Origin of the sequence: Bacteroides sp. OF03-11BH (genome assembly GCF_003604005.1) — a bacterium.
Lineage (GTDB): Bacteria > Bacteroidota > Bacteroidia > Bacteroidales > Bacteroidaceae > Bacteroides > Bacteroides ovatus.
Window position 1 is genome coordinate 38,572 of sequence record NZ_QTMW01000017.1, and the last position, 26,521, is coordinate 65,092.

Here is a 26,521-nt window from a genome sequence, read left to right on the forward strand (position 1 = left end):
GATAGGGTAACCATCCCGACCGGATAGTGACGCTATGTTTTTGCTTGGGAAAAAGCATAAAAAAAGGCTATCTATCCCAGACAGCCAATCTTTTGTTAACCTTAAATCTAATACTATGAAAAACACATTGCAAAGATACGGACTTTCTGCATATCTCCAAATTTTCAGGCTCAAGTAGCGTATCTTATAACATGGTTTAATAGAAGTAACAGTTTCGTTAACATTTAACATAAATCCATCGGATATTAACGAATATCCGATGGAGTAGATTCAGAGATTACTCATATCGCAATGAACGAGCAGGTTTGCTCATTATTATTTTCATTGTCTGGAAAGCCACTGTCACAAATGAGATGAACAACATCAGCAATACAGGTACTATAAAGAACCACGCTTTGAGATCGGTACGGAAAGCATAATGGCTTAACCAGGCATTCATACTAAACCAAGCTACCGGAAGAGCTATAACAACTGCAATCAAAATCAACTGGAAAAATCCTTTGACCAACTGATAGAAAAGATTCCAGCGGGAAGCTCCCAACACTTTACGTATTCCCATCTCTTTGGTGCGGGTGGAACAGGAAAACATGACTAATACCCAAAGTCCGAGACAGGAAATAAAGATTGCCAATCCGGTGAACGAACCGATCATCGCTCCGAAAACCTCGTCTTGCCGATATTGGTGGTCGAAGAACTGATCGAGGAAGAAATAATCAAAGCTGGAATCCGCAAAATACTGATTCCAGATCTCTTGCACTTGAGATACCAGTTCACGGGGATTTCCGGAAGCCATCACAACAGAGATATAACGCTGGGGCAACCAATCAATTTTATCTTTATGAATCAGCATGATAGGTGTATAGTTCTTACTCAACGCCTGCTGATGATAATCTTTCACCACTCCGATAATCTGCATCGGCGCATCAGTACATTCCACTGTTACCAACTCGCCTATCGCCTCATCATTGGAAGCAAATCCCAGATTACGTACAGCTGTTTCATTAATCACCAGTTTATCGACATCATCACCATATTCTTCGGAGAAACTTCTTCCGGCTACTATCTGCAAACCGTATGCATCCGCATAATCAGGATCACAAGCCAGCATCTCATAAAGACGGTTCTGCTTCAAAGCGTCATTGGTGCGACGATTGGAAAGGAATGTGGCCACTTCTTCGCCCGGAACGGCACCGGAAAAAGTAACCCGATGGACCAGAGGAAGACGCGCGATTGCTTTTTTCATTGCTTCCAACTTGATATTCTGCCCCTCTGTATGTCCCGGAAACTTAACCACTAATGTCTGGCTGGTTTTCACTCCCAAAGATTGATTGCGCATAAAATTCAGCTGTGCAAAAACAATCAATGTAACACAAAGTAAAATCATGGAAGCTGTATACTGGACAACCACCAGTACCTGACGGGTTCGGTCGCCTGACTTGCTATGCAAAAACTTCCCTTTCAACAAGGTTATAGGTTTGCGATTCAACAAAGCCAATGCCGGATAATACCCGGAAATAAATATTCCGGCTATAAAAACGAGAACCAGCAAAATCCACCAGTAATCCATGAACCAGACAGAAAACGTAACTGTACGTCCTACCAATTGGTTGAAATGTGGAAGAACCAGTTCTATTAATCCCACAGCTAATATGAAAGCTATCAGATTCATAACCAAGGCCTCAAACAGGAATTGATAAATCAACTGTTGGCGGAAAGCTCCCACTACCCTGCGCACTCCCACTTCTTTAGCACGCTCCATCGAACGTGCTACGGTCAGATTGATATAGTTAATCCAGGCAATAACCAGAATAGCGACAGCCGCAAAAATCAGGGCGATCATAGCAGAACGATTTCCTTTGGTTTCCGTCTCATAGCCTATCTGTGGGGTGAGATGTATATCTGCCAAGGGAATTAAAGACACGCCCCACGTCTTATTTTTCAGTGCTTCCTCTGTCTTGTATTTCTCCGCCATCACAGGAAATTCTTTTTCTATCTCCGCTTTTCTTTCCGATGAATCGAGCAAAACATACGTATAGGCTTCATGCTTATACCAGTATTCCTGCATATATTGAGGCAGAGAGGCATAGGAAATCAGAAAATTATAATGAATGTGTGAGTTGGAGGGCATTTCTTTCATGACTCCGGTCACTTCGCACGATACTTTATCATACGTTCCGGTAAAGATCAGAATTTTGCCGATAGGGTCTTCATCTTTGAAATACTTACGGGCAATACGTTCGGTGATTACCACTTGCCGGGGCATGGAGAGACAAGTCTTTTTATCCCCTTTCAGAAGTTCGAAATCAAAAAGACGGAAGAAGCCCGGATCGGCATAGGCTATCTGATTCTCCCGTAATGTCAGTTCGCCATATTTCACAATCTGCTCCGGTTGGAGATGGGTAGCGATACGGGTATAATCTTCGATTCCGGCAAGATTCTCTTTCATGGCCGAGGCATATCCGAAAGAGCTGGTCGCCCAGTAATCGGTCAGGACTTCCCCTTCATGAAAAGTGCTTTGCACCCGATAGATATGGGCATATTTCGTGTGCATTTTATCAAAGCTGAACTCAAAAGTGACATAGGTTAGCATCAGTAATGCCGATGCCATTCCGATTGCCAATCCAAAGATATTGATGAAACTGAACTTCTTCCGCTTCATCAGATTCCGATAGGCACTATTCCAGTAATTCCCTATCATACGGTTTCGTTTTTAGATGACGTTTTCTTTTCCAACGGACGGTTGATGTTTTCGGCTACAATCTGTCCGTCCAATAGTTGGATGACCCGGTGTGCATACTTCGCATCCCGCTGTGAGTGGGTGACGATAATGATTGTGGTTCCCTGACGGTTGAGTTCGCTCAACAGTTCCATCACTTCGATGCCATTCACCGAATCCAGATTTCCGGTAGGTTCGTCGGCCAGCAGTAGTTTACATTCGGTCACTACGGCACGGGCAATGGCTACACGCTGTTGCTGTCCGCCGGATAACTGCTGGGGATAATGATTCGCACGATGTAACAGGTTGACTTTTTCGAGCACTTTATTGACTCGTTCTTTCCGTTGGAGAGTCTTCATACCCAGATAGACAAGTGGCAGTTCCACATTCTCATACACGGTCAGTTCGTCAATCAGGTTGAAACTCTGAAAGATAAAGCCCAGATTGCCTTTCCGCAAAGCAGTCAACTGGTTTTCAGTCATTTTATCGACTTGCTTCCCCTCAAAAAAGTAAGAACCGGAAGTCGGAGAATCCAATGTACCGAGAATATTCAGCAAGGTGGATTTGCCGCATCCTGACGGTCCCATTATCGCTACAAATTCTCCTTGTTCCACCTGTAAGGTGACATCATTCAATGCTTTTGTCTGCACCTCTTCTGTGGTGAAAAGCATAGATAGTTTTTCTGTTTTAATCATAATAATTATTCATTATTTTAGTATTAGTTTCTCATTGTCTCCAAATAATTCATAGCCGGATATGATTACTTTCTCACCCGGAGACAAACCGTCTGTCACCTCGTAATACAGTGGATTCTGCCGTCCTATCTTCACAGGGCGCCGCGTGGCAAATGTACCACTTTCATCGACAACGTACATCCATCGGCCCCCGGTAATTTGAAAGAATCCGCCACGGGGAACCAGAATAGCTTGTGCCGGATCACCCAATTGCAGGTTTATGTGATAAGTCTGTCCGGCACGGATATTCTCCGGTCGTTCGGATATAAAATTGAGGTCTGTACGAAACTGACCGTCTTTCACTTCAGGATAAGGTTTAGTCACTTCCAGTTTATAGGTTTCTCCGTCACGGGTAAAGTCGGCAGGAAGTCCGGGAAGTACCCGTTCTACGTAGTGCTCGTCTATCTGTGCCTGTACTTTAAGGTCGGAAGTGATGATTTGCCCGATATGTTCGCCGGCAGAAATAGATTGCCCGATTTGCGCATTCAGGTTTCCTACCTGTCCGTCGATCGGAGCTTTCACTTTCAGGTTTTCCAAACGCTCACGAACCAATGCCAAGCTCCGTTTCATATTACGTATATTCTCGTCAAGACTGCCTATCTGACTTTCCCGAAAAATATGATCCTGCCGGATACGTTCGTCAATAACAGCCAGTTGCTCTTTGGCTGCTATATATTCTTCCTCTGCCTGGAGATAGTCTTCACGTGCTATCAGTTGTTCGTTTACCAAACGTTTATACTGCTCATAACGGCGTTGCTTCCCGATAAGCTCTTTATTCAGGCCAATACGTTCTTGTTTCAGTTGCAGTCGTTCCTGCTCCACACTAATCCGGGTATTACGCAACTCGTTTTCCTGATAAGCAAGATCGGCTTCACTCTGCATGATACCGATATTGAGCAATGGGTTGCTAAGACGCAGAATCACATCACCGGCCTTTACCATAGCTCCCTCTTCTTTCAGGCGCTCTTCCACACGACCGCCCTCGATGGCATCCATATAGATAATCCGGCTAGGCATGACCTGACCAATCACACGGATATAATCACTGAACTCGGCCTGCTTGACAGTAGCAATTGTCAGCCGGTCTTTCTCCACTGCCATAGAAGAGGCTGTATCTCTGAAAATAAAATAGGCAATCACAGCAAGTCCGAGCATTACCCCACCGACCCAATAAAGACGTTTGCGATTGATGCCGGGTTTTCGTTCAATAAGTGTATCCATAATGGTTTATAAAAAAGTTCCTTGTCGATAATATTTTTCTAGTTTCATCATCATTTCTATTTGCAAGCGTACACGAACCAGTTCTGCTTTGGCAGCAATAAACCGGTTACGGGCTTCCATCAGTTGAAAGACGGAAATCAATCCCTCTTCCCATTTCCGTTCGGATTCTTTCAGTACCAGTGTTTCAGCGTCAAGTTGTGATAATGCCTGCTGATGTTCACTATATCCGGTGTGAAGAGAAAGGAGTGTTTGCTCAATATCCGTATATAATTGTTGTTTTTCAAGTTCTTCTTCGTTTTTGAGCCGATACATATTCAATTTCAGCTTGCGCTGATTGGTCAAACGTTGCAAACCGCTTAGCAGGGGAAAGGAGATGCCAACACCCACATATTTTCCTATATTATCACGCAATTGTCTGGCCGAGAAAGCTGTATTATAATAATTGGAACCGACGGTGAAACGAGCAAAGACAGAGGGTGAGAAAGCTCCTCCCGCTATCGCATACTCTTTATGAGCTGCTTTTTGTTTCAAATCAATCATACGTATGGAGGGCAATATTTCGATAGATTGTGCGTATAGAGTTTCCACAGTCGAAACAGAATATGGTGGTAATTGGGATGCTGTAATCGTATCCAGAATAGCGAGTGTGTCGCCCGGCTGGATATTCATTAATTGTTTCAGATGCAATAAAGCGATCCGACTGCTATTTTCGCGCGACTGATAACGATAAATATCTCCCTCCCGGCGTGCTTTCACCTCCTGTAAATCGGAAGCTGATTTCAATCCCAGTTCCACGAAGACCTCTGTCTGTTTCAAATACCTTTCGCTCAACCGGCTTTGTTCCAAAGCAAGATCGAGCAATTTTCTCTCCAGAATCAGTTTGTAATAAGCATCCGTCACCTGATAGGCCAGTTCATTCTGTTTCTCTTTCAGCTCCCATTCACTGCGTTCTTTGTTCATTTTCCGGAAACGCACCTGATTGATACGCGAAAAGCCTTCAAATAAGGAAAGTGTCATATCAAGTCCCACCGTTCCCTCTTCAAAAGATTCACTGGTATACCCATTGGTGTCAGGATCCAGCGAACGTCCGAATCGTTTGCCTGTTTCCGCATTAACCACTATGTGCGGCAGGAAAGCACCGACAGAAGCTATATAATCCGCTTTCGTTTCCTTTATGCCGATAACTCCGTTACGTACAGCCGGATTCTGTTTATAAGCCAAACGAATGCAATCGTCCAAACTCATAGCGGATTGGGCTAGCAGGAAAACCGGCACTGAAAGCAATAGTAGTAAAAGAAATCTTTTCATCCTTTATAATATATGATTGTGTGATAGCAGGATGATAAAAGCAAATGCAATGCCACAAATCATAAATAATTGATTATAAAACAAATAGAAATTACATAATTCTTCCACCGTCCAAAAATTAAACGCCCTAACGTCCAATAATTGGACATTACCGAGAGAATCCCTCTATTCTACCCTATTCTAACTCGTTCTGACTCATTCCAGCATAAACTTTGTATGAAAACGTCTAATTATTGGACACTCCCTTGCAAAGAAAATCAAAAACAGATACCTTTACCCGGAAACTTAAAAGGAACATTCAACGGACAGAGCCCCCAATCTTGCGTATGGAAACAGGAACGATTTTAATTGTAGACGACAATAAGAGTGTATTAGCCTCACTGGAGTTATTACTCGAGAATGTGTTCAGCACAGTCCGCACAGCTGCCAATCCTAATCAAATCACGACCATCTTATCTACCACTCCGATTGATATTGTGATTCTGGATATGAACTTTTCAGCAGGAATCAACAATGGTAACGAGGGACTGTACTGGCTGAAACATATCCATGAAATCCGCCCTTCACTGCCCGTTATTATGCTAACCGCCTACGGTGATGTAGAATTAGCCGTTAAAGCACTGAAGAATGGTGCAACAGATTTTCTACTAAAACCATGGGATAACCACATACTGATACAGAAAATAAAGGAAGCCTATCAAAACAATCGTCCAACCCATCATAAAAACTCTCCCAAATCAACCCAGAAAGCATCCGGTGATGAAAATCTGAATAAGTCAGAAATGTTGATCGGTCATTCCCCTGCAATGCTACAGCTAATTAAGGTAGTTACTAAAGTCGCCAAAACCGATGCCAATATCCTGATAACCGGAGAAAACGGAACAGGAAAAGAGATGTTAGCCAGGGAAATACATCGCTTATCTTCACGAAACACCCGTCAGTTACTTAGTGTCGATATGGGGGCTATCAGCGAATCGCTCTTTGAGAGTGAACTCTTCGGACACGAACGTGGAGCGTTTACTGATGCTTATGAAAGCCGTCCGGGTAAATTCGAAGCCGCCAATGGTGGTTCGCTTTTTATGGATGAAATCGGAAATCTCCCTCTTGCATTGCAGGCCAAACTACTGACTGTACTACAAAACCGAAATATCACCCGAATCGGAAGCAACAAAGTGATTCCCGTTGATATCCGACTCATCTCCGCCACCAACAAAGACATACCGGAGATGATTAAAGAAGGTTTGTTCCGCGAAGACTTATTCTATCGCATCAATACCATCCATCTGGAAATTCCCCCTTTGAGAGAACGGGGAGATGATCTATTATTATTCATCGATGCTTTTCTTCATCGCTTCGCTTCCAAATATCAACGACCGGAAATGCGAATGCATGAGCAAACGATTGAAAAGCTACGCTCCTATCATTGGCCGGGCAATATCCGGGAACTGCAACACACCATCGAAAAGGCGGTTATTTTATGCGAAAGCAACGTGATACGTCCTAAAGATATTCTGGTGAAACAGACTTGGAAACCACAGACAGTCCAAGCGGTGCCCAATCTGGAAGAAGTGGAACGACAAGCCATCGAGACGGCCATCTTGCAAAATAATGGAAACCTGACTGCTGCGGCCGAACAACTTGGTATCAGCCGACAAACGCTCTACAATAAACTGAAACGATTTAAGCCCTAAGCCGTATGCTATTCAGCCGACATATATATTGGACCACATTAGGACATATCCTATTTATTCTTGCTACCGCAGGAACAGGTCTATGGCTCATTATTTCCCAACAAGGAGTGGTAATAGGGATATTACTGGTTATCTGCTCCTTGTTTCAGATTGGAAGATTAGTGAATAAGCTAAACTCTTTCAACCAAAAATTACGCCTTTTCTTCGATGCGATAGAAGACAAAGACAATATGCTCTATTTCCCCGAAAACAATGTCAGCCGGGAACAGGAAATGCTGAATCGTTCACTCAACCGTATCAATGCCCTGCTCATCCGAACTCAAGCTGAATATTCAAAGCAGGAACATTTCTACCGTTCGCTATTGGAAGAAGTCCCTAGCGGTGTGTTGGCATGGGATTCTTCCGGAAAAATAATGATGGCCAACAGTGCCGCACTGACTTTATTGGGATGCCAGCAACTAGCCCAATACGACCAACTGAAACCTATCCTGCAGGAAAAAGAGAAGAAAGAACGACTTAGTCTGTCTCAAAACCAGATGAAATTACAGAACGAAACTATTACCATCTTATCCATCAAGGATATCAGCAATGAACTGAATGATAAAGAGAGTGAATCATGGAACAAGCTAAGCCACGTGCTTACCCACGAAATCATGAATACCATTGCTCCCATCATCTCCCTGTCGCAAACATTATCCGCATATCCGGACAACAGCGAAAAAACACTTCGCGGACTTCATATCATCCAGGCACAAAGTGAACGCCTGCTGGAATTTACCGAATCTTTCCGTCGTCTCTCCTATCTGCCCCAACCGGAAAGGAAACGGTTTTCACTAACAGCCCTCCTGCAAAATCTGCAAGAACTCCTGTCTACCGATTTTCAGGAAAATCAGATTCATTTCACACTTACCTGTCAGCCGGAATTCATCGACATGGATGGAGACGAGAACCAGCTATCCCAAGTCCTGCTCAATCTCCTTAGAAACTCCATTCAGGCGTTAGACGGAAGAACAGACGGAGCAATCGAAATTTATGCATATCGGGACGAGCATATATCTATCGACGTCACAGACAATGGTCCCGGTATCCCCGATGAACTGCAGGAAAAAATATTCATTCCGTTCTTCACCACCAAATCCGAAGGAACCGGTATCGGATTAAGTCTCTGCCGACAAATCATCCGTAACCACAACGGTCATTTGTCTATTTTGGAAAGCCGTCCCGGTAAAACAATTTTTCATATCGACATTTCACTGTAAAACAAACCTTTCACGGCCTTCGAGTGTTTATTATCATATAAACGAATTTTACACGATATGAGCACCAAAGAACAATACTGGAAATATTCCCTCATTGTCATCATCCTGTTTATGGGAGTCATCATCTTCCGCCAAATCACTCCTTTTCTGGGGGGATTGCTGGGAGCACTCACCATCTACATTCTTGTACGCGGACAGATGAATCATCTGGTAGAAAAACGAAAGCTGAAACGAAGCATCAGCGCACTGTTGATTACCGCAGAAACGATTTTCGTCTTTCTTATCCCTTTGGGATTGACTGTCTGGATGGTGGCAAACAAGTTACAGGATATCAATCTGGATCCACAGACCTATATTGCACCTATTCAACAGGTAGCAGAATTCATCAAAGAGAAAACAGGATACGATGTATTGGGAAAAGATACGCTGTCATTCATCATGTCCATACTTCCCCGTATCGGACAAATTATAATGGAAAGCATCAGCAGCCTTGCCATCAACCTGTTCGTCATGATCTTTGTGCTTTACTTCATGCTGATTGGAGGAAAAAAGATGGAAGCTTATGTCAATGACATTCTGCCATTTAATGAAACCAATACGCAGGAAGTCATTCACGAAATCAATATGATTGTCCGTTCCAATGCTATCGGCATTCCCTTACTGGCTATCATTCAGGGAGGCGTGGCTATGATAGGCTATCTGCTTTTCGGAGCACCCAACATACTGATGCTGGGATTCCTGACCTGCTTTGCAACCATCATTCCGATGGTAGGTACGGCATTGGTATGGTTTCCTGTAGCCGCTTATCTTGCCATCAGCGGAGACTGGTTCAACGCCATCGGGCTTTTTGGCTATGGAGCTATCGTCGTATCGCAATCGGACAACCTTATCCGGTTCATCCTTCAAAAGAAGATGGCGGATACACATCCGCTTATCACTATTTTCGGAGTAGTCATCGGCCTGCCGATATTCGGGTTTATGGGAGTCATCTTCGGTCCGTTGCTGCTTTCATTATTCTTTCTTTTTGTGGATATGTTCAAGAAAGAATATCTCGACTTGCGAAATAACCTCCCATCGAGATGACGAAACTACCGAAAAATTGTGTACTTTTGCGGCTGTAAAAACGACACTAAAATTTGATGGAAACATTTACATTCAATACTGTCGAACTGATTCTTTTATCGGTGGCAGGTATTCTTTTTATCATCCAGCTCATTTATTATTTCGGCCTGTACAATCGAATACATGTCCACAATAAAGCTGTAGGCAAAGAAGAGGTGCATTTCATACGAGAACTGCCTCCACTTTCCGTGATTCTCCGTGCACGCAATGAGGCTGAAAATCTTCGTAAAATTCTACCTGCCATTCTGGAACAGGACTATCCACAATTTGAAGTGATTGTCATCAATGATGCTTCCACAGATGATACCGAGGATATACTGGGAGTGATGGAAGAAAAATATCCTCATCTTTATCATAGTTTTACGCCCGAAAGTGCACGCTATATCAGTCATAAGAAACTGGCTCTAACGTTAGGCATCAAAGCCAGCAAACATGACTGGCTCGTATTTACGGAAACAAACTGTATGCCCGCCAGCAACCAGTGGCTAAAACTGATGGCACGTAATTTCACTCCGCAGACCCAAATTGTGTTGGGATATAGCGGATACGACCGCACAAAGGGATGGTTGCACAAACGTACTGCATTCGATACTTTGTTCCAGTCTTTGCGCTATCTGGGATTCGCGCTAGCCGGAAAACCTTATATCGGTATCGGACGCAACCTGGCTTACCGGAAAGAACTATTCTTTCAACAGAAAGGTTTCTCCAAATACCTGAATCTGCAACGTGGAGAAGATGATTTATTCATTAATGAACTAGCTACCTCCGCCAACACCCGTGTTGAAACAGACTTCAACGCTACCACACGGATACAGCCCGTATATCGCTACAAAGATTGGAAAGAAGAAAAGGTTAGTTATATGGCTACTGCCAGATTCTACCACGGAATACAGCGTTACCTCCTGGGATTTGAGACATTCTCCCGTTTGTTATTCTATATTGCCTGTATAGCAGGTATCGTATTCGGGATACTTAATTTCCACTGGCTAGTAGCAGGCATCGCATTCCTGATGTGGTTACTGCGCTTTACAGTACAAGCTGTCATTATCAACCGCACGGCAAAAGAAATGGGTGGAGGACGAAAATACTATTTCTCGTTACCTGTTTTCGACCTTATCCAACCTGTACAGTCATTGAAGTTCAAACTCTGCCGTTTCTTCCGGGGAAAAGGAGATTTCATGAGAAGATAAACCGGATTTCGTGAGAAGACAGACTTATTGTTAAATCAATCGCTGCATATAAATAGCATCCGAACCATCGTGATAATAGCATGGCTTTATTCCTGTTGGAATAAAGCCATTTTTCATATATAGCCCGATAGCGGAAGTATTGGTCACTTTCACTTCAAGCGTAATCTTTGCAGCCTTACATTCACCGGCCGTCTGAATCGTCTGGTCCATCAATACCTGCCCCAGTCCTCTTCCTCTATAATCCGGATGAACAGCTATCGAATAGATTCTTAAATAGCGAGTTCCCCCATGAAATAACAGGGAGACATAAGCGATCACCCTATCCGCCTCCATCATCACATAGAAAGTTCCTTTCGAACGGCTTATCAGATAGGCAAACTGCTCTATTGAAAAACTGTCTTCCCGGAAACACTCCCACTCTATTTCCAAAATAGCGGGAATGTCTGCCTGCTGTGCTTTACGGACGATTATCGGCTCCATAATCAATAATGTTTTGTTTCTAGCACTTGTTCAAAGTGATTCAACAAGCGGTAATACATTTCATCACCGATAATGGCATCTTCCAGTCCATGATCGATACTCGGATTATCATTGATTTCAATTACATAAGCCTTATCATCCACCATTTTCAGATCGACTCCATACAACCCTTTTCCTATCAGATTGGCAGCCTTTACAGCTGTATCCAATACCACACGAGGCACCTGATAAATAGGAATCGTATCTACCAATCCACAACGGCTTCTGCCCGAATCATAGTGACAGTAAATTTGCCAATGTCCTTTCGCCATATAATATTTGCAGGCATAGAGCGGTACACCGTTCAATAGACCGACACGCCAGTCAAACTCCGTTGGAGTAAATGCCTGTGCCAACAAGATAGCCGATTTTTCAAACAGTATCTTCAGACTGGCTTGCAGTTCTTCTTCGTTCGACACCTTTTTCATACCAATGGAATAAGAGCCATCCGGTATTTTCAGGATAAAAGGAGCGCCCACCTGTTCGCTTATCTGTTCGAACGAATGATGGCTGGATTGAAAAATCAATGTAGACTTGGGAGCAGATATCTTTTCCTTCTCAAAAAGTTCTTTCAGATACACTTTGTTCGTACACCGGATGATAGACAACGGATCGTCAATGACAGCCATTCCGTTTTGTGCAGCCAACTGTGACAAATGGAATGTATAATGATTGAGCGAAGTTGTAGTACGAATAAACAAGGCATCAAATTCGAGCAAACGGATAGCATCATCTTCGGTTATCATCTCCACATGGATGTTCATTTTCTTAGCTACCTCCGTCAATTTGTGCAGAGCACCTTTATTGCTGGGAGGAAATTTCTCCTGTGGATCGACCAATACAGCGAGACTGTAACGGGAAGCCTTTGCCGACTTCGGTGCACGCCATATTTTCTTGTTAAAGTTATCCAGCGTATTGGCAAAGAAATCCTGCTCTGCATCATTAAGCTGATTCAGGGGAAGAAAATGAATGCCCTCGATCTGATTTCTGGGATGAGTATTCAAAGCCACTCTTAACAATGGGCAAGGGTAATTCTCGAAAATAAAACGCGCAATCCGTTCCAGACCTTTTTCCCGGCATTTGCCAAAGTAAATATTCAGGTACCAGATATCATCCTTGATGTCATTCTTCTGTATCCATTGATAACAAAGGGCTTGCAGACTACGGTCCATCCGCACCCCCGTTCCAACCTCCATTTTGTTGATGATATCAACATCCGGAATGACTTTCTGTCCTCTCGTTTGGGCTAGCAGCGAACAGTAATACCCTTCAGAGTTATAGCTGTAATCATTGCTAAGATTAATAACTAACTTCCGGTCTTTCTCCACCGGCTTGTTTTTTAGATAGTCGGAAACAGTCAGGACACTACTTGTCTCATAATACGGTTTCCAGTCATCCAGATTATCCAACAGAATTAACACATTATTCATAATGGTTAAAAATTAAACCTACAAGAGGATATTAAGTAAATTGGGCGCAAATATAGACATATTATTCACTCCACATCACGCAATGGACCAAATTATTTTTGCAGTAAAAATCAGATAGGAAAAAAGAGGATTATTCGTATCTCATGGAGCTTGCCGGATTGATCTTAGTGATAAGAAATGAAGGACCAATCAGCATCAATACAGATGCAAACAAAGTGCCGAGATTAATCAAAACGAAAAGTAATACATTAAAGGAAACCGGAACGGTATCCACATAGTAAGTCTCCGGATCAAGTTTAAAAAGTCCGAACTGTGACTGAAAAATGCAGAAAGTCAAACCAATGGCATTGCCCCAAAGCATTCCTTTACCAATCAAAAAGACTGCAAACCAAAGAAAGGTTCTACGAATCGTGAAATTGTTGGCTCCCAATGCTTTTAGAATACCAATCATATTGGTACGTTCGATGATGATTATCAACAGACCGGAAATCATAGTAAAACCGGCCACCCCTATCATCAGAAACAGGATGACCCATACATTCAAATCCAACAAGTCGAGCCAAGCGAAGATCTGCGGATTCAACTGTTCGATATTACGCACATAATACACACCGCCCAGTTTATCCATCTGGTTGTCTATATCGGTTGCGATTTCATACGTTATGTCCTCCAGTTTATCATAATCTTTCACCTGTAACTCTATACCGGTCACCTGTTCCGGTTGCCAGCCGTTCAATCGATTCACCAGATTAAGATCCGTCAATAAAAAGAGATTGTCATATTCGGAAAAGTTCGTTTGATAAATTCCGGCAATTGTCAGACGCCGTGCACGGATATCGTCCTGTATGTAATAGGTGTATATCTTATCTCCCAGTTTCAACTTCATCTTAGTGGCCAATGCCTTGGAAATAAGCACCTGATTGGAAGAAACAGAATCACTGAAAACAGGTATCTCACCTTCCACCAAATATTCCTTAATGAAATGAGGGTCAAATTCCGGACCTACGCCTTTTAATACCATTCCCTGAAAAGCATCATCCGTCTTAATCATTCCCGGTTTGGTGGAAAAACGCTGTACATGGCTTATCTCCGGATAATCAGCAAGAGCAGTCATCATACTGTCTCCTACCACAATCGGATGAGTTTCGTAAGAACTGACCGCATCCAGATTGGTAATCTGGATATGCGATCCAAACCCTATAACTTTATTTCTCACTTCACTTTTAAACCCGATGACTACCGCCACTGCAATAATCATTACGGCCAAACCAATAGCAATACCCGCCATGGCAATGAGGACCGCAGGACGTGACACCTGCTTTCCGCCATCGCTTTCACGATAGATACGCCGGGCTATGAAAAGTGATAAAGACAATTTGTATAAATACTTAATACCTAATACTTAATACTAGAATTTATTCCGTTCTTCCCGGATACACTTCCAAAGCCTTCTGCAAGACAAAAAGTGCACGGGTTAAATCTTCTTTTTTCAATACGTAAGCAATACGAACCTCGTTGATTCCAGATCCCGGAGTGGTATAGAAACCGGAAGCCGGAGCCATGAATACAGTCTGACCTTCATACTCAAAATCAGAAAGACACCATGCGCAGAACTTATCGGAGTCATCTACCGGAAGTTTGGCCACTGTATAGAAAGCTCCCATCGGAATGGGCGAATAAACGCCGGGAATACGGTTCAAACCGTCAATCAAACATTTACGACGTTCTACATACTCATCATACGTTTCGCGTGAATATTCTTCCGGAGCATCCAAAGAAGCTTCTGCAGCAATCTGTCCAATCAACGGAGGACTCAAACGAGCCTGACAGAACTTCATAACAGCATCGCGTATCTCCTTGTTTTTGGTAATCAACGCACCAATGCGGATACCACATTCGGAATATCGTTTGGATACCGAATCAATCAGTACCACATTATTTTCAATACCTTCCAGATGGCAGGCAGAAATATAAGGAGAACCGGTATATATGAACTCACGATATACTTCATCAGAGAAAAGGAATAAATCGTACTTCTTTACCAAGTCACGAATCTGATTCATTTCACGACGTGTATACAAATAACCGGTAGGATTGTTTGGGTTACAAATAAGAATCGCTTTCGTACGTTCATTAATCAGTTCTTCAAACTTCTCTACTTTCGGAAGAGAAAAACCTTCTTCAATGGTCGTAGCAATAGTACGAATCTTAGCCCCGGCAGAGATTGCAAATGCCATATAGTTAGCGTATGCAGGTTCCGGAACGATAATTTCATCTCCCGGATTCAGGCAGGAAAGGAAGGAAAAAAGCACGGCTTCCGAACCTCCTGATGTAATGATTATATCGTCTGCTGTAAGGTTGATATTGAACTTTGCATAATATCCCACTAATTTTTCGCGATAGCTACGATAACCTGCACTGGGGCTATATTCCAGCACTTTACGATCAATATTGCGTATCGCGTCAATCGCGGCCTGAGGAGTGGGCAGATCAGGCTGTCCGATGTTCAGGTGAAACACATGGACTCCGCGTTGCTTGGCAGCGTCTGCCAAAGGAGCCAGTTTTCTGATAGGAGATGCAGGCATCTCGTTTCCGCGAATGGATATGGTTGGCATAATTTTAACTACAAATTACTAATTACTATTTACTTTTTCTACTTGGAGCTGCAAATGTACGCAATAATTTGAATACAGAGACATAAAAACTTTAAAAACCTTAGCAAGGTTAAAATCGTTATGGTAAATTGAAAAGAAAGCTATACATTTGTCATACGGAAAACTTAAAACAATATCATAATGACCATACACCTTATCTCATTCGCTTCAATACTTCACAAACAAGTCTCGCTACGTAGCTCGCACGAAGCTATTTTGAGCGAGATTGAAAAATATTATACTGTAAAGTTCGTCGACCATCAAGATATGGACAAACTTAGTAGTGACGATTTCAAAATCATTTTCGTCGCTACCGGTGGGGTGGAAAGACTGGTCATACAGCATTTCGAAAACCTCCCTCGCCCCGCCATTTTACTGGCAGACGGCATGCAGAATTCTCTTGCTGCCGCACTGGAAATTTCCACCTGGTTACGGGGACGCGGAATGAAAAGTGAAATTCTGCACGGTGAATTACCGGCTATCATCTTACGTATCCATACACTTTATAATAATTTCCAGGCACAACGTTCCTTGTTCGGCAAACGTATCGGAGTCATTGGAAGTCCTTCTTCCTGGTTAGTTGCCAGTAACGTAGACTACTTGTTGGCAAAACGTCGTTGGGGAATCGAATATGTAGATATTCCATTGGAACGGATTTATGAACAATTTAAACACATTACGGATGACCAAGTCGGAGCATCATGCGCAGCTGTAGCATCACAAGCTCTTGCCTGCCGCGAAGGAACTCCCGAAGATTTAATCAAAGCGATGCGATTATACCGGGCAATCAAAAAGGTCTGTCAGGAAGAAAATCTGGAAGCGCTGACATTAAGCTGCTTTAAACTGATTGAACAAATCGACACTACCGGATGCGTGGCATTATCTTTATTGAATGATGACGGGATAATAGCAGGTTGTGAAGGAGATCTTCAATCTGTATTTACGCTATTAGCAGTTAAAGCACTTACGGGTAAAGACGGATTTATGGCAAATCCTTCCATGATTAATTCCCGTACGAATGAACTGATATTGGCACATTGCACCGTAGGTCTCAAACAAACGGAGAGATATATTATCCGCAATCACTTTGAAACAGAAAAAGGAATTGCCATACAAGGGCTACTTCCGACGGGGGATGTAACGATCATAAAATGTGGCGGTGAATGTCTGGATGAATATTACTTGTCTACAGGAACATTGACTGAAAACACTAATTATATTAATATGTGCCGTACACAAGTGCGCATCCGCATGAATACTCCGGCCGAATACTTCTTAAAGAATCCACTGGGAAATCATCATATTATGCTTCATGGTAACTATGAAGATACGTTGAACGAGTTTTTCCAGGCAAATGCTTGCAAGAGGATGGAATAAAGGCATCTATAAAAAACGAAAGATTTATGATAGGAGAAATTACATGTGCTATAAATAGAGTTGAAGAGCAAATAGAGCAGCTCTTTGACGAAAAAGAGGAGTTTATCATGGCCTATGAAGATGCGCTACCTAGAACTATGTATCTGAAGAAGTTGACTGAAATTGATTCACGAATAGACGAGCTAAAGAAAACGTTGATTTCGTTGAATGAAGAGAAACAAGAGATCCTGGATATGGAATAACTTATCCTATGGGAATATCTTCCCATTTCCCCCCATGCCATTCTACCACCGAAGTAAAACCTGCTTTCTTCAAAGCGGCTAACCCTTCGAAGCGGGCATTGTTTATTCTTTCAGGGTAGTGCGCATCACTATTCACCTGTACCCGAATACCCAATTCTTTCAGGAAAGGGAAATAACGTTCATTCGGATAGAATGTACCCAGCTCATGATAAGACTTGGTATTGATTTCCACCATATAACCACGTGCGGCAATCACCGCGAAGTAATCGCGGACCAACGTGTCATACCATGCTTCATCAAGCAAACCCGGACGATAACAGGAAGCGTTATAATGCATCTTGTCAGCATGGCCGACAATATCAAATCCTCCCAGCTCTACCATACGGAGCAGGTTCTTATAATAAAGGTGGACAACAGAATCCAAGTCACCATCGAAGTGCCTGTCTACCAATTGACGGAAAAGATCTGCCGGGGTATCAATATCTACGATTTTCCCTTCTGGAGAATACAACATATGCACAGAACCTATCCGGTAGTCAAGTGGTAGTTTTTGAAAACAAGGCAAAGAGGGATTGTTTTCTTCATTCAGGTAGTCAATTTCGAGACCGATGGCAAGCTCTATCTTACCTGCATATTTCTTTTTCAGACGAGAGAATTCGGAAAGGTAATCTTCCATTCTATCCCACTCCATCGTCCATGCGGTAGAAAATGGTAGTGGAGCATGAGAAGAAATGCCATAAGAAGTAAACCCTTCGCTGATAGCAAAACGAATAAAATCGTCCATATTGGCTCGTCCGTCGCAATACAGGCAGTGGCTATGATAATTGGTTAGGTTTGTCATACTAGGTTATATTGTCTGGGGGTATATTATCATTATTTGGTTATCCGGGAATATAATAAACTATACTTGTGCCATCGAAGTGGCACAAAGGTGCCAATATAGTGGCACGAATCAGCCTTCTATTTCGCTAAGTTCCAACCAACGCATTGTCTTTTCGTCAATCATATCATTGACTTCGGGCAAACGTTTTGACTTTTCAGTCAATTCGTCAACGGAAAGTGTGCCGCTACAAAGAAGTTCCTCAATTTGTGTTTTTTCAGCTTCCAGTTCGGCGATTTCTTTTTCCAGTTGCTCGAATTCACGCTTTTCCTTGAAGCTCATCTTACGTTTGTCGTTCAGGCGGACACGGGCGGTCTTTTCTTCCTGCGGCTTCTCCGCTTCTTTCTCTTTTTGTTCTTTCGCCTCTTTCCAGTCACGATAATCACTATAATTTCCGGGGAAGTCACGGATATCTCCCTGCCCGTTGAATACCATCAGGTGATCTACTACTTTATCCATAAAGTAACGGTCATGGGAAACGACAATCACACAGCCTTTGAAGTTTTGGAGATATTCTTCGAGCACATTCAGCGTGATAATATCGAGGTCATTGGTAGGCTCGTCCAATACTAGAAAGTTAGGATTACGCATCAGGATGGTACAAAGGTAAAGACGGCGACGCTCTCCCCCACTCAATTTATAGACATAGCTATGCTGGGTTTCAGGAGTAAACAGGAAATGCTGCAGAAATTGAGAAGCAGTCAGCTTCTTTCCATTGCCCAATTCGATGACTTCGGCAATATCCTGTATCACATCAATCACTTTCATCTGTTCGTCAAACTGAAGTCCGTCCTGCGAATAATAACCGAAACGAACTGTTTCGCCAATATCCACTGTTCCGCTATCAGGCTTGACTTGTCCCATCAATATCTTGATAAAAGTAGATTTTCCGGTTCCGTTATTTCCTACAATTCCCATCTTCTCATAACGAGAGAAGATATAAGAGAAATCATCCAGAATCTTCAGATCTCCGAAACTCTTGAAAAGATGGTCGGCTTCGAATATCTTGCTTCCGATATACGATGCTTTCACTTCCAGCTTTACATTATCAGTATTAAAACGCTGCTTCGCAACCTTTTCCAATTCGTAGAAAGCATCTTCCCGGTAACGAGCCTTATGTCCGCGTGCCTGCGGCATCCGGCGCATCCAGTCGAGTTCTGTACGATACAGATTATTGGCACGCTCTATTTCCACGCTCTTAGATTCAATACGTTCCTGACGCTTTTCGAGATAATAGCTGTAGTTACCTTTATATTGGTAGATTTGTTGATTGTCTATTTCGATAATCTCGGAGCAAACACGATCAAGGAAGTAACGGTCGTGAGTCACCATCAGCAGGCTAAGGTTGGTACGACGCAGGTAATCTTCCAACCATTCGGTCATATCCAAGTCCAGATGGTTGGTCGGCTCATCAAGGATTAACAGGTCCGGTTCGGTAATCAAAGCATTTGCCAAAGCAACACGCTTCAGCTGTCCGCCGGACAGTTGCTTCACTTTCTGATCGAAATTACGGATTTTAAGTTGTGAAAGGATTTGCTTGGCTTTCTGTTCATACTCCCAAGCTTTCTCCTGATCCATACGTGCCAAGAGGTTTTCCAATCCCGGATGACCTTCGGTTTCCATGCAGCGTTCGTACTCCTTTATCAATTCCACCGTGCTGTTACCATGATGGAAACAGGCTTCGAGCACTGTCAGTTCTTCGGGATATTGCGGATCCTGTTCCAGGTAATCCACCCGAAGATCACGACGAAAAACAATATTACCGCTATCATAACCTTCCTTTCCGGCAATGATATTCAGTAAGGTAGTCTTTCCACTACCGTTCTTTGCTATTAATCCTACCCGCTGACCTTCGGCAATGCCCAAAGATACATTTTCAAAAAGAACCAAGTCACCGAAAGACTTGGTCAGGTTATCTATCTGTAAATAAGGTACTGCCATTTTAATCCAAACACTTCTTATATTCTTCTATTACATTGCAAGGCTCTCCCGCCTTTACTTTACTCCAAACGAGCTTCATCGGGTCGATGGTCCGATCTTTATATTGGAGAACAGGAGCTTCCCGGTTGCCGTCAATCAACGTTTTCCATTCCATGCCATCCACTTCATTTGCCAGAATTGCACAAACAGTGATACCAATAGCCAACCATTCCTCTTTCTTTTTCAAACCAATCTTACCGCTGTCAATCACTTGTTGAAGTTTCTCCAAGTCCTCTTCTATTCCTTGAAAATCCTTTTTCAGTTCCTGCTTCACAGTAGATACCACCCATTCATATCCCTCATTAATCAAATAAATTTCAGAAAGACGTACAGGAATCAATTCAGCAGGATACTTCTGCCCTTCTTTACGTACCTCCAAAGTAGCGATTACATCTTCCGCCTCCTTCACAACTCCACCTTTAGGCACGGTGAAAGAACATTCAAAAGCAATATCGTCAACGCCTGTAATCCACAAATGGGAAGTATAATAAGTTCCCTCCTCCTGAAACATTTCTTTACTATACGCACATTCCCACGTTCCGACTTTCACCAATGAAGCCGAATCGTTCTCTTTCAGTTCCTGCCGGATGGCATCTTTGCCATAACCGGCTTTTCCTTTAAATGCGGATATACGAAAATTCCCCGTCCATACATCGGGATTATAGAAAAGAAAAGAGCCTTCGCCATCTTCAAACTCATTCCAGTCTGATGGATAGTTCATAGAAAACCATGCTCCGGGAGAGATAAATTTCTTGCCTTGCATCCTTTTACTTTAAAATGATTACTTGGCAAAAGTACGAATTAAATACGAATTACAAAACATCATTTCCCTATTGGCTGTATTTTCCTCCGCACATCTTTAGAAATCTCCAGAAACATATAATTCAATTTCCCGGAATGAATACCTTCTTCGTTCTCCTTATACTTCTTATTAGCATATTGCTTCGATTTCTCGAAAGTCAATAGCGACATTTCATTCTGCGACTTGCCTACCATTGTGGAGTCCAGCTGTTCATCCGGGAAAAAGTCATCCAGATCGACATCACCAATCATTGTTGTTTCTAGGAAGTTCTTATCAGTATGTGAATTATCGGTATAATACCCCACAAACATGTGTCCCGGCGTACGTACCAGAATAGGATCGATATTTATAGCCCGAAGCAGTGATGCAAACAGTACGCTACCGTCCACACAATTAATCTGCGAAGATTCCAGTGCATCATCAAACGTACGAACCCGCTGCGAGAAAACAACATTACTCGAAAGGCTGGTGTTGGAAACAGAACTGTAACGGAATTTGCGTTTCTGCAATATATTCCAGAGAGCATACACCTGCTTGTCCACCGCCCCTTTAGCCTTACTCTGATAGCCTAAGAAGCGATTGACAATACGAGTATTCAGTGCTTCGCGAAGCAACTGGTCAATCATAGGATTCTCTTCATTGACATAGGCAGCAAAGAAAATACTTGTATCATGGAATTTGGTTCCATTCGATACATACCCCAACAGACATTCATTGATACTGCGCACAGAGAATGTACGCACCCGTTGCCCCAGATCTTTTCCATTCATCTCGACAGTAATAGCCACACTTACCGGTTCTGCCTGCACCTCATTTTTCAGAGCTTCATAGTTCCAGATGATATCAGGATAAATCGTATATTCCGTTCGAGGCTTGTTTAGTACAAATTCCGACACCGAACGGGAGAAAAAAGGCGTTTCAGCCACTTCAATCCGTACCCGGCTATAGGCTATCTTCGACTTCACCCGAACAGCAATACACGATTTCGGATTCCCCAAATAATTAGAATCCGACGGAACAATCACCTGCGCATCAGTAGTGGCAACAGACAAAATCGCTGAAGGAAATATATTTCCGCCCAGATCATCCACAATTTCAAAACCGGAATTGAATGAAGTATATTTAAACACAGACATACCGCCAAGGAGAATTAACAGTACCACCACCGATCCTATTATTTCCTTCCGATGCCGTTTTAAGTCAATTTTTATCATTATTTGTAGTTTCTATAATCAAACGTTTCTATTGTATCTCGCTAACAAAGATAACAAATAGTGAGCGGTTTTTCCTCTTACAATCAACAAAAACTTCCATATTCCTCATCAATTCTCGGAATTCCCGGAATGTAACACGATTGTAACGTCTGTTTCATCTGCCCGTAACAAAGTCTCCTCATCTTTGCAAAGGATAAAATAAAAACGTAACTTTGTCATATCACATTAATACATACATCTTATGAACGATTACCGTATTCTAGTTGTCGACGATGAAGAAGACCTCTGTGAGATTCTGAAATTCAATCTTGAAAACGAAGGTTATGAAGTTGATACTGCAAACTCTGCTGAAGAAGCAATGAAGATGGACATCAGCAGCTATCACTTGATTCTCCTCGATGTGATGATGGGAGAAATCTCCGGATTCAAAATGGCGAACATCCTGAAAAAAGACAAGAAAACAGCTAAAGTGCCTATTATCTTTATCACAGCAAAAGATACCGAAAACGATACTGTGACCGGATTCAACCTGGGAGCAGACGATTATATTTCAAAACCTTTCTCGCTGCGTGAAGTCATCGCCCGTGTGAAAGCCGTATTAAGACGCACAGTGACAACGGAAACGGAAAGAGTCCCCGAACGTCTTACTTATCAGTCGCTCGTTATTGACATCACAAAGAAAAAAGTAAGTATCGACGATGAAGAAGTGCCATTGACCAAAAAAGAATTTGAGATCTTGCTTCTGCTGGTACAGAATAAAGGACGTGTATTTTCCCGTGAAGACATCCTGGCCCGCATCTGGAGTGACGAAGTGTACGTGCTCGACCGTACTATCGACGTAAACATCACCCGTCTACGTAAAAAGATTGGGGTATACGGCAAATGCATTGTCACCCGTCTCGGATATGGATACTGTTTTGAAGCTGAATAAATAATTATGCCGAATTAAATAGTTATTATGAACCTGCCTGTAACTCAAAAGCATTTTCTTTCTTTTAGCCGAAAACTTTTCCTTTCGGTTATTTCACTATTCCTGGTATTTGCCATTTGTTTTATTGCGTACCAGTATCAACGTGAACGGGAATATAAAATAGAACTGCTAAACACCAAACTGCAAGATTACAACAGCAGGCTCTACGAACAACTGGAGAATCAACCTCTTGACAGTGAAATCATCGACGGTTATATCAATAACCATATCCTGGAAGACTTGCGTGTAACCCTTATTGATGCTCAAGGAAATGTTGTTTACGACAGCTATCCAAGTCATAATAACCAGATGGAGAACCACCTGAACCGTCCGGAAGTACAGAAAGCCATAAAACATGGCAACGGATATGATGTACGCCGTACTTCCGAGACAACCGGAGTTCCCTATTTCTATTCGGCCACTCATTATAAAGATTATATTGTCCGTTCGGCTTTACCTTACAATGTCAGCCTCATCAACAACCTGCAAGCAGACCCGCACTATTTATGGTTTACCGTAATCGTGACCTTATTATTAATGATTATCTTCTACAAATTCACCAACAAACTGGGGACTTCCATCAGCCAGCTCCGTGAATTTGCGATGCGCGCCGACCGGAACGAGCCTATCGAAATGGCTATGCAATCCGCCTTCCCGCACAACGAACTGGGAGAAATATCACAGCACATCATTCAAATCTACAAACGACTGCACGAAACCAAAGAAGCTCTCTACATTGAACGTGAAAAGCTAATCACCCACCTTCAAATCTCACACGAAGGACTAGGTATATTTACTAAAGACAAAAAAGAGATTCTTGTCAACAATCTTTTCACCCAATACAGTAACCTGATTTCAGACTCCAACCTGGAAACAACAGAAGAAGTCTTTGCCATCAGCGAACTGCAAGAGATCATTCATTTTATCAATAAGAATCAGCAAGAACGTTCGAGAGGAAAAGGTGAAAAACGAATGTCTGTCACCATCAATAAGAATGGACGGACATTTATCGTAGAATGTATCATCTTCCAGGATGCCAGCTTCGAGATTTCCATCAACGACGTTACCCAGGAAGAAGAACAGGTTAGACTCAAACGCCAACTGACCCAGAATATCGCCCATGAGTTGAAAACTCCCGTCAGCAGTATCCAAGGGTATTTGGAAACCATTGTCAGCAATGAAAATATTCCACGCGAGAAGATCAACGTATTCCTCGAACGTTGTTATGCACAAAGCAACCGTTTAAGTCGGTTATTACGCGACATCTCCGTACTCACCCGCATGGATGAAGCCGCCAGCATGATCGACATGGAACGGGTAGACATCAGTGTGTTGGTAGGTAACATCATCAACGAAGTATCGTTGGAGCTTGACGAAAAACATATTACAGTCGTCAACTCCTTAAAGAAGAGTATACAAATCAAAGGAAATTACTCACTACTTTATTCCATCTTCCGTAATCTAATGGACAATGCCATCGCATACGCCGGAAGTAATATCCAGATCAATATCAACTGTTTCCGTGAAGATGAGAATTTCTACTATTTCAGCTTTGCCGACACAGGTATTGGAGTATCTCCCGAACATCTGAATCGTCTCTTCGAACGTTTCTACCGGGTAGACAAAGGTCGTTCACGGAAAGTAGGTGGAACAGGACTGGGACTAGCTATTGTGAAGAACGCCGTCATCATCCACGGTGGCAGCATCTCCGCCAAGAACAATCAGGGAGGCGGGCTGGAATTTGTATTTACATTGGCAAAGGAGAAGTAAAATCAGGAGTTATCCTGCAAAACTTGTCTAATCAAAAAAACTAACAGAAGAGAACGCAGCAAAATAAAAGGAAGAAAAATTCTTTGAATAAAGTAGAAAGGACATTATCTTTGTCACCAATGTAATCTACATAAATTCAATGTAATAATTGTTAGTTATGAAAACAAACATCCATATTCTTCCAGCTATATGCATCCTTTGCCTTTGTGCCTGCAAAAGCGGCAACGCTTCCAGTCTGAACAAAAATGATGTAATACAAGACACCATTAAAACCTTTACATTGCCTGCCATCCCCCCAATGATGACAGCCCCGGAACAACGGGCAGACTTTCTGGTAAAACACTATTGGGATAACGTCAACTTCGCCGACACTAATTACATCCACCACCCCGAAGTGACCGAACAAGCTTGGGCGGATTATTGTGACATACTGAATCACGTCCCGTTGGAAACTGCACAAGAAGCCATGCGGAAAACAATCGAACAAACGAATGTAGACAAAAAAGTATTCACCTACATCACCGACCTGGCGGATAAATATTTATACGACCCCAACTCCCCCATGCGTAACGAAGAATTCTATATTCCCGTATTAGACGCCATGTTAGCTTCTCCCTTGTTAGAGGAAATTGAGAAAGTACGTCCTAAAGCCCGCCGGGAATTAGCACAGAAAAACCGTATCGGAACCAAAGCCCTGAACTTCAGCTACACATTAGCTTCCGGCGCACAAGGCTCCCTCTATCAACAGCAAGCCGACTATATCCTCCTATTCATCAACAACCCCGGCTGTCATGCCTGCACAGAAACAATAGATGCCCTGAAAAACGCACCTATCATCAACCGACTTTTGGGACAAAAGAAACTAACAGTCCTCTCTATCTACCCTGACGAAGAGTTGGACGAATGGAGAAAACACCTGAATGAATTCCCCAAAGAATGGATCAACGGATATGACAAGAAATTTGCCATCAAAGAACAACAACTATATGATTTGAAGGCTATCCCCACCCTCTACCTTTTAAACAAAGAAAAGACCGTGCTCCTAAAAGACGCCACCGCACAAGCTATCGAAGAATACTTAACTAATGTTGAACTAGAGTAAAACGATACAAAAATGAGGGTGTTCGGAGAGGGCTGTACAAAGCGCTGAAACGCCCACCAGTAAAGGGGGAAAAGCCAATGAAAACCAGTAGAGTAGAGAAGAGTAAAGAAGAGTAAGTAAAAGTATTATTTCTGTTATAAACAACAGCAATAATACTGGGCAGAGAAGATGGCTTTGGATGCTGCCGTTGTCGGTTCGGACCACTTCGTCGGTGCCGTTTCTGTTCCCGTGTCCCTCATGAACTGTTCGTCCGGCAGATAACCGACTTTTGTCTGGTAGGTTGTTGATGCTCGCCCGGTGGGTAACGGACATTCACACGGTAGGTAACGTACGTTTGTAC

General features: G+C 42.7%; 22 protein-coding genes. 9 read left to right on the forward strand and 13 right to left on the reverse strand.

The window, feature by feature from the left end; genetic code table 11:
• Window positions 1-277 precede the first annotated feature (277 nt).
• The 4 genes from DXA54_RS14105 to DXA54_RS14120 are packed head-to-tail and all read right to left on the reverse strand — an operon-like array spanning window position 278 to window position 5,979.
• Entirely contained in the window at window positions 278-2,698 is a 2,421-nt protein-coding gene (locus DXA54_RS14105) for an ABC transporter permease (RefSeq protein WP_120079789.1), read from the reverse strand.
• On the reverse strand, window positions 2,695-3,411 hold the full coding sequence (locus DXA54_RS14110; protein ID WP_004304173.1) for an ABC transporter ATP-binding protein: 717 nt from the start codon (window positions 3,409-3,411) through the stop codon (window positions 2,695-2,697). The genes DXA54_RS14105 and DXA54_RS14110 overlap by 4 nt, the downstream gene beginning before the upstream one ends.
• A 12-nt stretch (window positions 3,412-3,423) precedes the next feature.
• On the reverse strand, window positions 3,424-4,671 hold the full coding sequence (locus tag DXA54_RS14115) for an efflux RND transporter periplasmic adaptor subunit (protein WP_120079791.1): 1,248 nt from the start codon (window positions 4,669-4,671) through the stop codon (window positions 3,424-3,426).
• A 6-nt stretch (window positions 4,672-4,677) separates the two neighbouring features.
• Entirely contained in the window at window positions 4,678-5,979 is a 1,302-nt protein-coding gene (locus DXA54_RS14120) for a TolC family protein (protein WP_032843902.1), read from the reverse strand.
• A 326-nt stretch (window positions 5,980-6,305) separates the two neighbouring features.
• Between DXA54_RS14120 and DXA54_RS14125 the strand changes: the two genes are divergently transcribed.
• The 4 genes from DXA54_RS14125 to DXA54_RS14140 are packed head-to-tail and all read left to right on the forward strand — an operon-like array spanning window position 6,306 to window position 11,241.
• Window positions 6,306-7,670, forward strand: coding sequence for a sigma-54-dependent transcriptional regulator (locus tag DXA54_RS14125; RefSeq protein WP_004300616.1), 1,365 nt, complete (start codon window positions 6,306-6,308; stop codon window positions 7,668-7,670).
• Window positions 7,671-7,675: 5 nt separating this feature from the next.
• The gene (locus DXA54_RS14130) at window positions 7,676-8,929 is read left to right on the forward strand and encodes a sensor histidine kinase (protein WP_004300617.1); all 1,254 of its coding nucleotides are present in this window, start codon (window positions 7,676-7,678) and stop codon (window positions 8,927-8,929) included.
• A 57-nt stretch (window positions 8,930-8,986) separates the two neighbouring features.
• Complete coding sequence (locus tag DXA54_RS14135) at window positions 8,987-10,012, forward strand: AI-2E family transporter (RefSeq protein WP_004300618.1); 1,026 nt, start codon at window positions 8,987-8,989, stop codon at window positions 10,010-10,012.
• 56 nt (window positions 10,013-10,068) lie between these two features.
• Window positions 10,069-11,241, forward strand: coding sequence for a glycosyltransferase (locus DXA54_RS14140; protein WP_004311239.1), 1,173 nt, complete (start codon window positions 10,069-10,071; stop codon window positions 11,239-11,241).
• A 30-nt stretch (window positions 11,242-11,271) separates the two neighbouring features.
• Here the strand turns inward: DXA54_RS14140 and rimI are convergent, their stop codons facing one another.
• The 4 genes from rimI to DXA54_RS14160 form a co-directional block, all read right to left on the reverse strand.
• Window positions 11,272-11,721, reverse strand: coding sequence for a ribosomal protein S18-alanine N-acetyltransferase (gene rimI / locus DXA54_RS14145; protein ID WP_004311240.1), 450 nt, complete (start codon window positions 11,719-11,721; stop codon window positions 11,272-11,274).
• A 2-nt stretch (window positions 11,722-11,723) separates the two neighbouring features.
• A complete protein-coding gene (locus tag DXA54_RS14150) occupies window positions 11,724-13,190 on the reverse strand; it encodes a RimK family protein (protein ID WP_004311241.1) in 1,467 nt (488 codons plus the stop codon).
• Between the two features lie 130 nt (window positions 13,191-13,320).
• On the reverse strand, window positions 13,321-14,565 hold the full coding sequence (locus tag DXA54_RS14155) for an ABC transporter permease (RefSeq protein WP_165863246.1): 1,245 nt from the start codon (window positions 14,563-14,565) through the stop codon (window positions 13,321-13,323).
• Between the two features lie 40 nt (window positions 14,566-14,605).
• Window positions 14,606-15,805, reverse strand: a complete 1,200-nt coding sequence (locus DXA54_RS14160) for a pyridoxal phosphate-dependent aminotransferase (RefSeq protein WP_004300623.1) — start codon at window positions 15,803-15,805, stop codon at window positions 14,606-14,608.
• 180 nt (window positions 15,806-15,985) lie between these two features.
• On the opposite strand from DXA54_RS14160, the gene DXA54_RS14165 reads away from it, so the two are divergent.
• A complete protein-coding gene (locus DXA54_RS14165; protein ID WP_004311242.1) occupies window positions 15,986-17,221 on the forward strand; it encodes a hypothetical protein in 1,236 nt (411 codons plus the stop codon).
• Between the two features lie 26 nt (window positions 17,222-17,247).
• On the forward strand, window positions 17,248-17,463 hold the full coding sequence (locus DXA54_RS14170) for a hypothetical protein (RefSeq protein ID WP_004304182.1): 216 nt from the start codon (window positions 17,248-17,250) through the stop codon (window positions 17,461-17,463).
• Window position 17,464: 1 nt separating this feature from the next.
• Here DXA54_RS14170 and DXA54_RS14175 read toward each other — a convergent pair whose 3' ends face one another.
• The 4 genes from DXA54_RS14175 to DXA54_RS14190 form a co-directional block, all read right to left on the reverse strand.
• Entirely contained in the window at window positions 17,465-18,304 is an 840-nt protein-coding gene (locus DXA54_RS14175) for a histidinol-phosphatase (RefSeq protein WP_004304183.1), read from the reverse strand.
• 111 nt (window positions 18,305-18,415) lie between these two features.
• Window positions 18,416-20,284, reverse strand: coding sequence for an ABC-F family ATP-binding cassette domain-containing protein (locus DXA54_RS14180; protein WP_004311243.1), 1,869 nt, complete (start codon window positions 20,282-20,284; stop codon window positions 18,416-18,418).
• 1 nt (window position 20,285) lies between these two features.
• Window positions 20,286-21,086, reverse strand: a complete 801-nt coding sequence (locus DXA54_RS14185) for a DUF3805 domain-containing protein (protein ID WP_004311244.1) — start codon at window positions 21,084-21,086, stop codon at window positions 20,286-20,288.
• Between the two features lie 59 nt (window positions 21,087-21,145).
• The gene (locus DXA54_RS14190; protein WP_120079793.1) at window positions 21,146-22,339 is read right to left on the reverse strand and encodes a hypothetical protein; all 1,194 of its coding nucleotides are present in this window, start codon (window positions 22,337-22,339) and stop codon (window positions 21,146-21,148) included.
• Between the two features lie 241 nt (window positions 22,340-22,580).
• Between DXA54_RS14190 and DXA54_RS14195 the strand changes: the two genes are divergently transcribed.
• From DXA54_RS14195 to DXA54_RS14205, 3 genes are all read left to right on the forward strand, one after another.
• Entirely contained in the window at window positions 22,581-23,270 is a 690-nt protein-coding gene (locus DXA54_RS14195; RefSeq protein ID WP_004300631.1) for a response regulator transcription factor, read from the forward strand.
• 27 nt (window positions 23,271-23,297) lie between these two features.
• Window positions 23,298-25,079, forward strand: a complete 1,782-nt coding sequence (locus DXA54_RS14200; protein ID WP_004311246.1) for a sensor histidine kinase — start codon at window positions 23,298-23,300, stop codon at window positions 25,077-25,079.
• A gap of 157 nt (window positions 25,080-25,236) precedes the next feature.
• Window positions 25,237-26,181, forward strand: a complete 945-nt coding sequence (locus tag DXA54_RS14205; RefSeq protein ID WP_004304184.1) for a DUF5106 domain-containing protein — start codon at window positions 25,237-25,239, stop codon at window positions 26,179-26,181.
• 134 nt (window positions 26,182-26,315) lie between these two features.
• Here the strand turns inward: DXA54_RS14205 and DXA54_RS28400 are convergent.
• Window positions 26,316-26,521 (reverse strand): hypothetical protein (locus DXA54_RS28400; protein ID WP_207903501.1); only part of this gene is annotated, 206 nt, incomplete at its 5' end.

Excerpts from the sequence above, each read along its gene's own strand:
- DXA54_RS14180 (WP_004311243.1), bottom strand. The coding sequence starts at position 20,284 with ATGGCAGTACCTTATTTACAGATAGATAACCTGACCAAGTCTTTCGGT.
- DXA54_RS14195 (WP_004300631.1), top strand. The coding sequence starts at position 22,581 with ATGAACGATTACCGTATTCTAGTTGTCGACGATGAAGAAGACCTCTGT.
- DXA54_RS14110 (WP_004304173.1), bottom strand. The coding sequence starts at position 3,411 with ATGATTAAAACAGAAAAACTATCTATGCTTTTCACCACAGAAGAGGTG.
- rimI (WP_004311240.1), bottom strand. The coding sequence starts at position 11,721 with ATGGAGCCGATAATCGTCCGTAAAGCACAGCAGGCAGACATTCCCGCT.
- DXA54_RS14120 (WP_032843902.1), bottom strand. The coding sequence starts at position 5,979 with ATGAAAAGATTTCTTTTACTACTATTGCTTTCAGTGCCGGTTTTCCTG.
- DXA54_RS14170 (WP_004304182.1), top strand. The coding sequence starts at position 17,248 with ATGATAGGAGAAATTACATGTGCTATAAATAGAGTTGAAGAGCAAATA.
- DXA54_RS14185 (WP_004311244.1), bottom strand. The coding sequence starts at position 21,086 with ATGCAAGGCAAGAAATTTATCTCTCCCGGAGCATGGTTTTCTATGAAC.
- DXA54_RS14150 (WP_004311241.1), bottom strand. The coding sequence starts at position 13,190 with ATGAATAATGTGTTAATTCTGTTGGATAATCTGGATGACTGGAAACCG.
- DXA54_RS14200 (WP_004311246.1), top strand. The coding sequence starts at position 23,298 with ATGAACCTGCCTGTAACTCAAAAGCATTTTCTTTCTTTTAGCCGAAAA.
- DXA54_RS14165 (WP_004311242.1), top strand. The coding sequence starts at position 15,986 with ATGACCATACACCTTATCTCATTCGCTTCAATACTTCACAAACAAGTC.
- DXA54_RS14175 (WP_004304183.1), bottom strand. The coding sequence starts at position 18,304 with ATGACAAACCTAACCAATTATCATAGCCACTGCCTGTATTGCGACGGA.
- DXA54_RS14125 (WP_004300616.1), top strand. The coding sequence starts at position 6,306 with ATGGAAACAGGAACGATTTTAATTGTAGACGACAATAAGAGTGTATTA.
- DXA54_RS14105 (WP_120079789.1), bottom strand. The coding sequence starts at position 2,698 with ATGATAGGGAATTACTGGAATAGTGCCTATCGGAATCTGATGAAGCGG.
- DXA54_RS14130 (WP_004300617.1), top strand. The coding sequence starts at position 7,676 with ATGCTATTCAGCCGACATATATATTGGACCACATTAGGACATATCCTA.
- DXA54_RS14135 (WP_004300618.1), top strand. The coding sequence starts at position 8,987 with ATGAGCACCAAAGAACAATACTGGAAATATTCCCTCATTGTCATCATC.
- DXA54_RS14190 (WP_120079793.1), bottom strand. The coding sequence starts at position 22,339 with ATGATAAAAATTGACTTAAAACGGCATCGGAAGGAAATAATAGGATCG.
- DXA54_RS14160 (WP_004300623.1), bottom strand. The coding sequence starts at position 15,805 with ATGCCAACCATATCCATTCGCGGAAACGAGATGCCTGCATCTCCTATC.
- DXA54_RS14140 (WP_004311239.1), top strand. The coding sequence starts at position 10,069 with ATGGAAACATTTACATTCAATACTGTCGAACTGATTCTTTTATCGGTG.
- DXA54_RS14115 (WP_120079791.1), bottom strand. The coding sequence starts at position 4,671 with ATGGATACACTTATTGAACGAAAACCCGGCATCAATCGCAAACGTCTT.
- DXA54_RS14205 (WP_004304184.1), top strand. The coding sequence starts at position 25,237 with ATGAAAACAAACATCCATATTCTTCCAGCTATATGCATCCTTTGCCTT.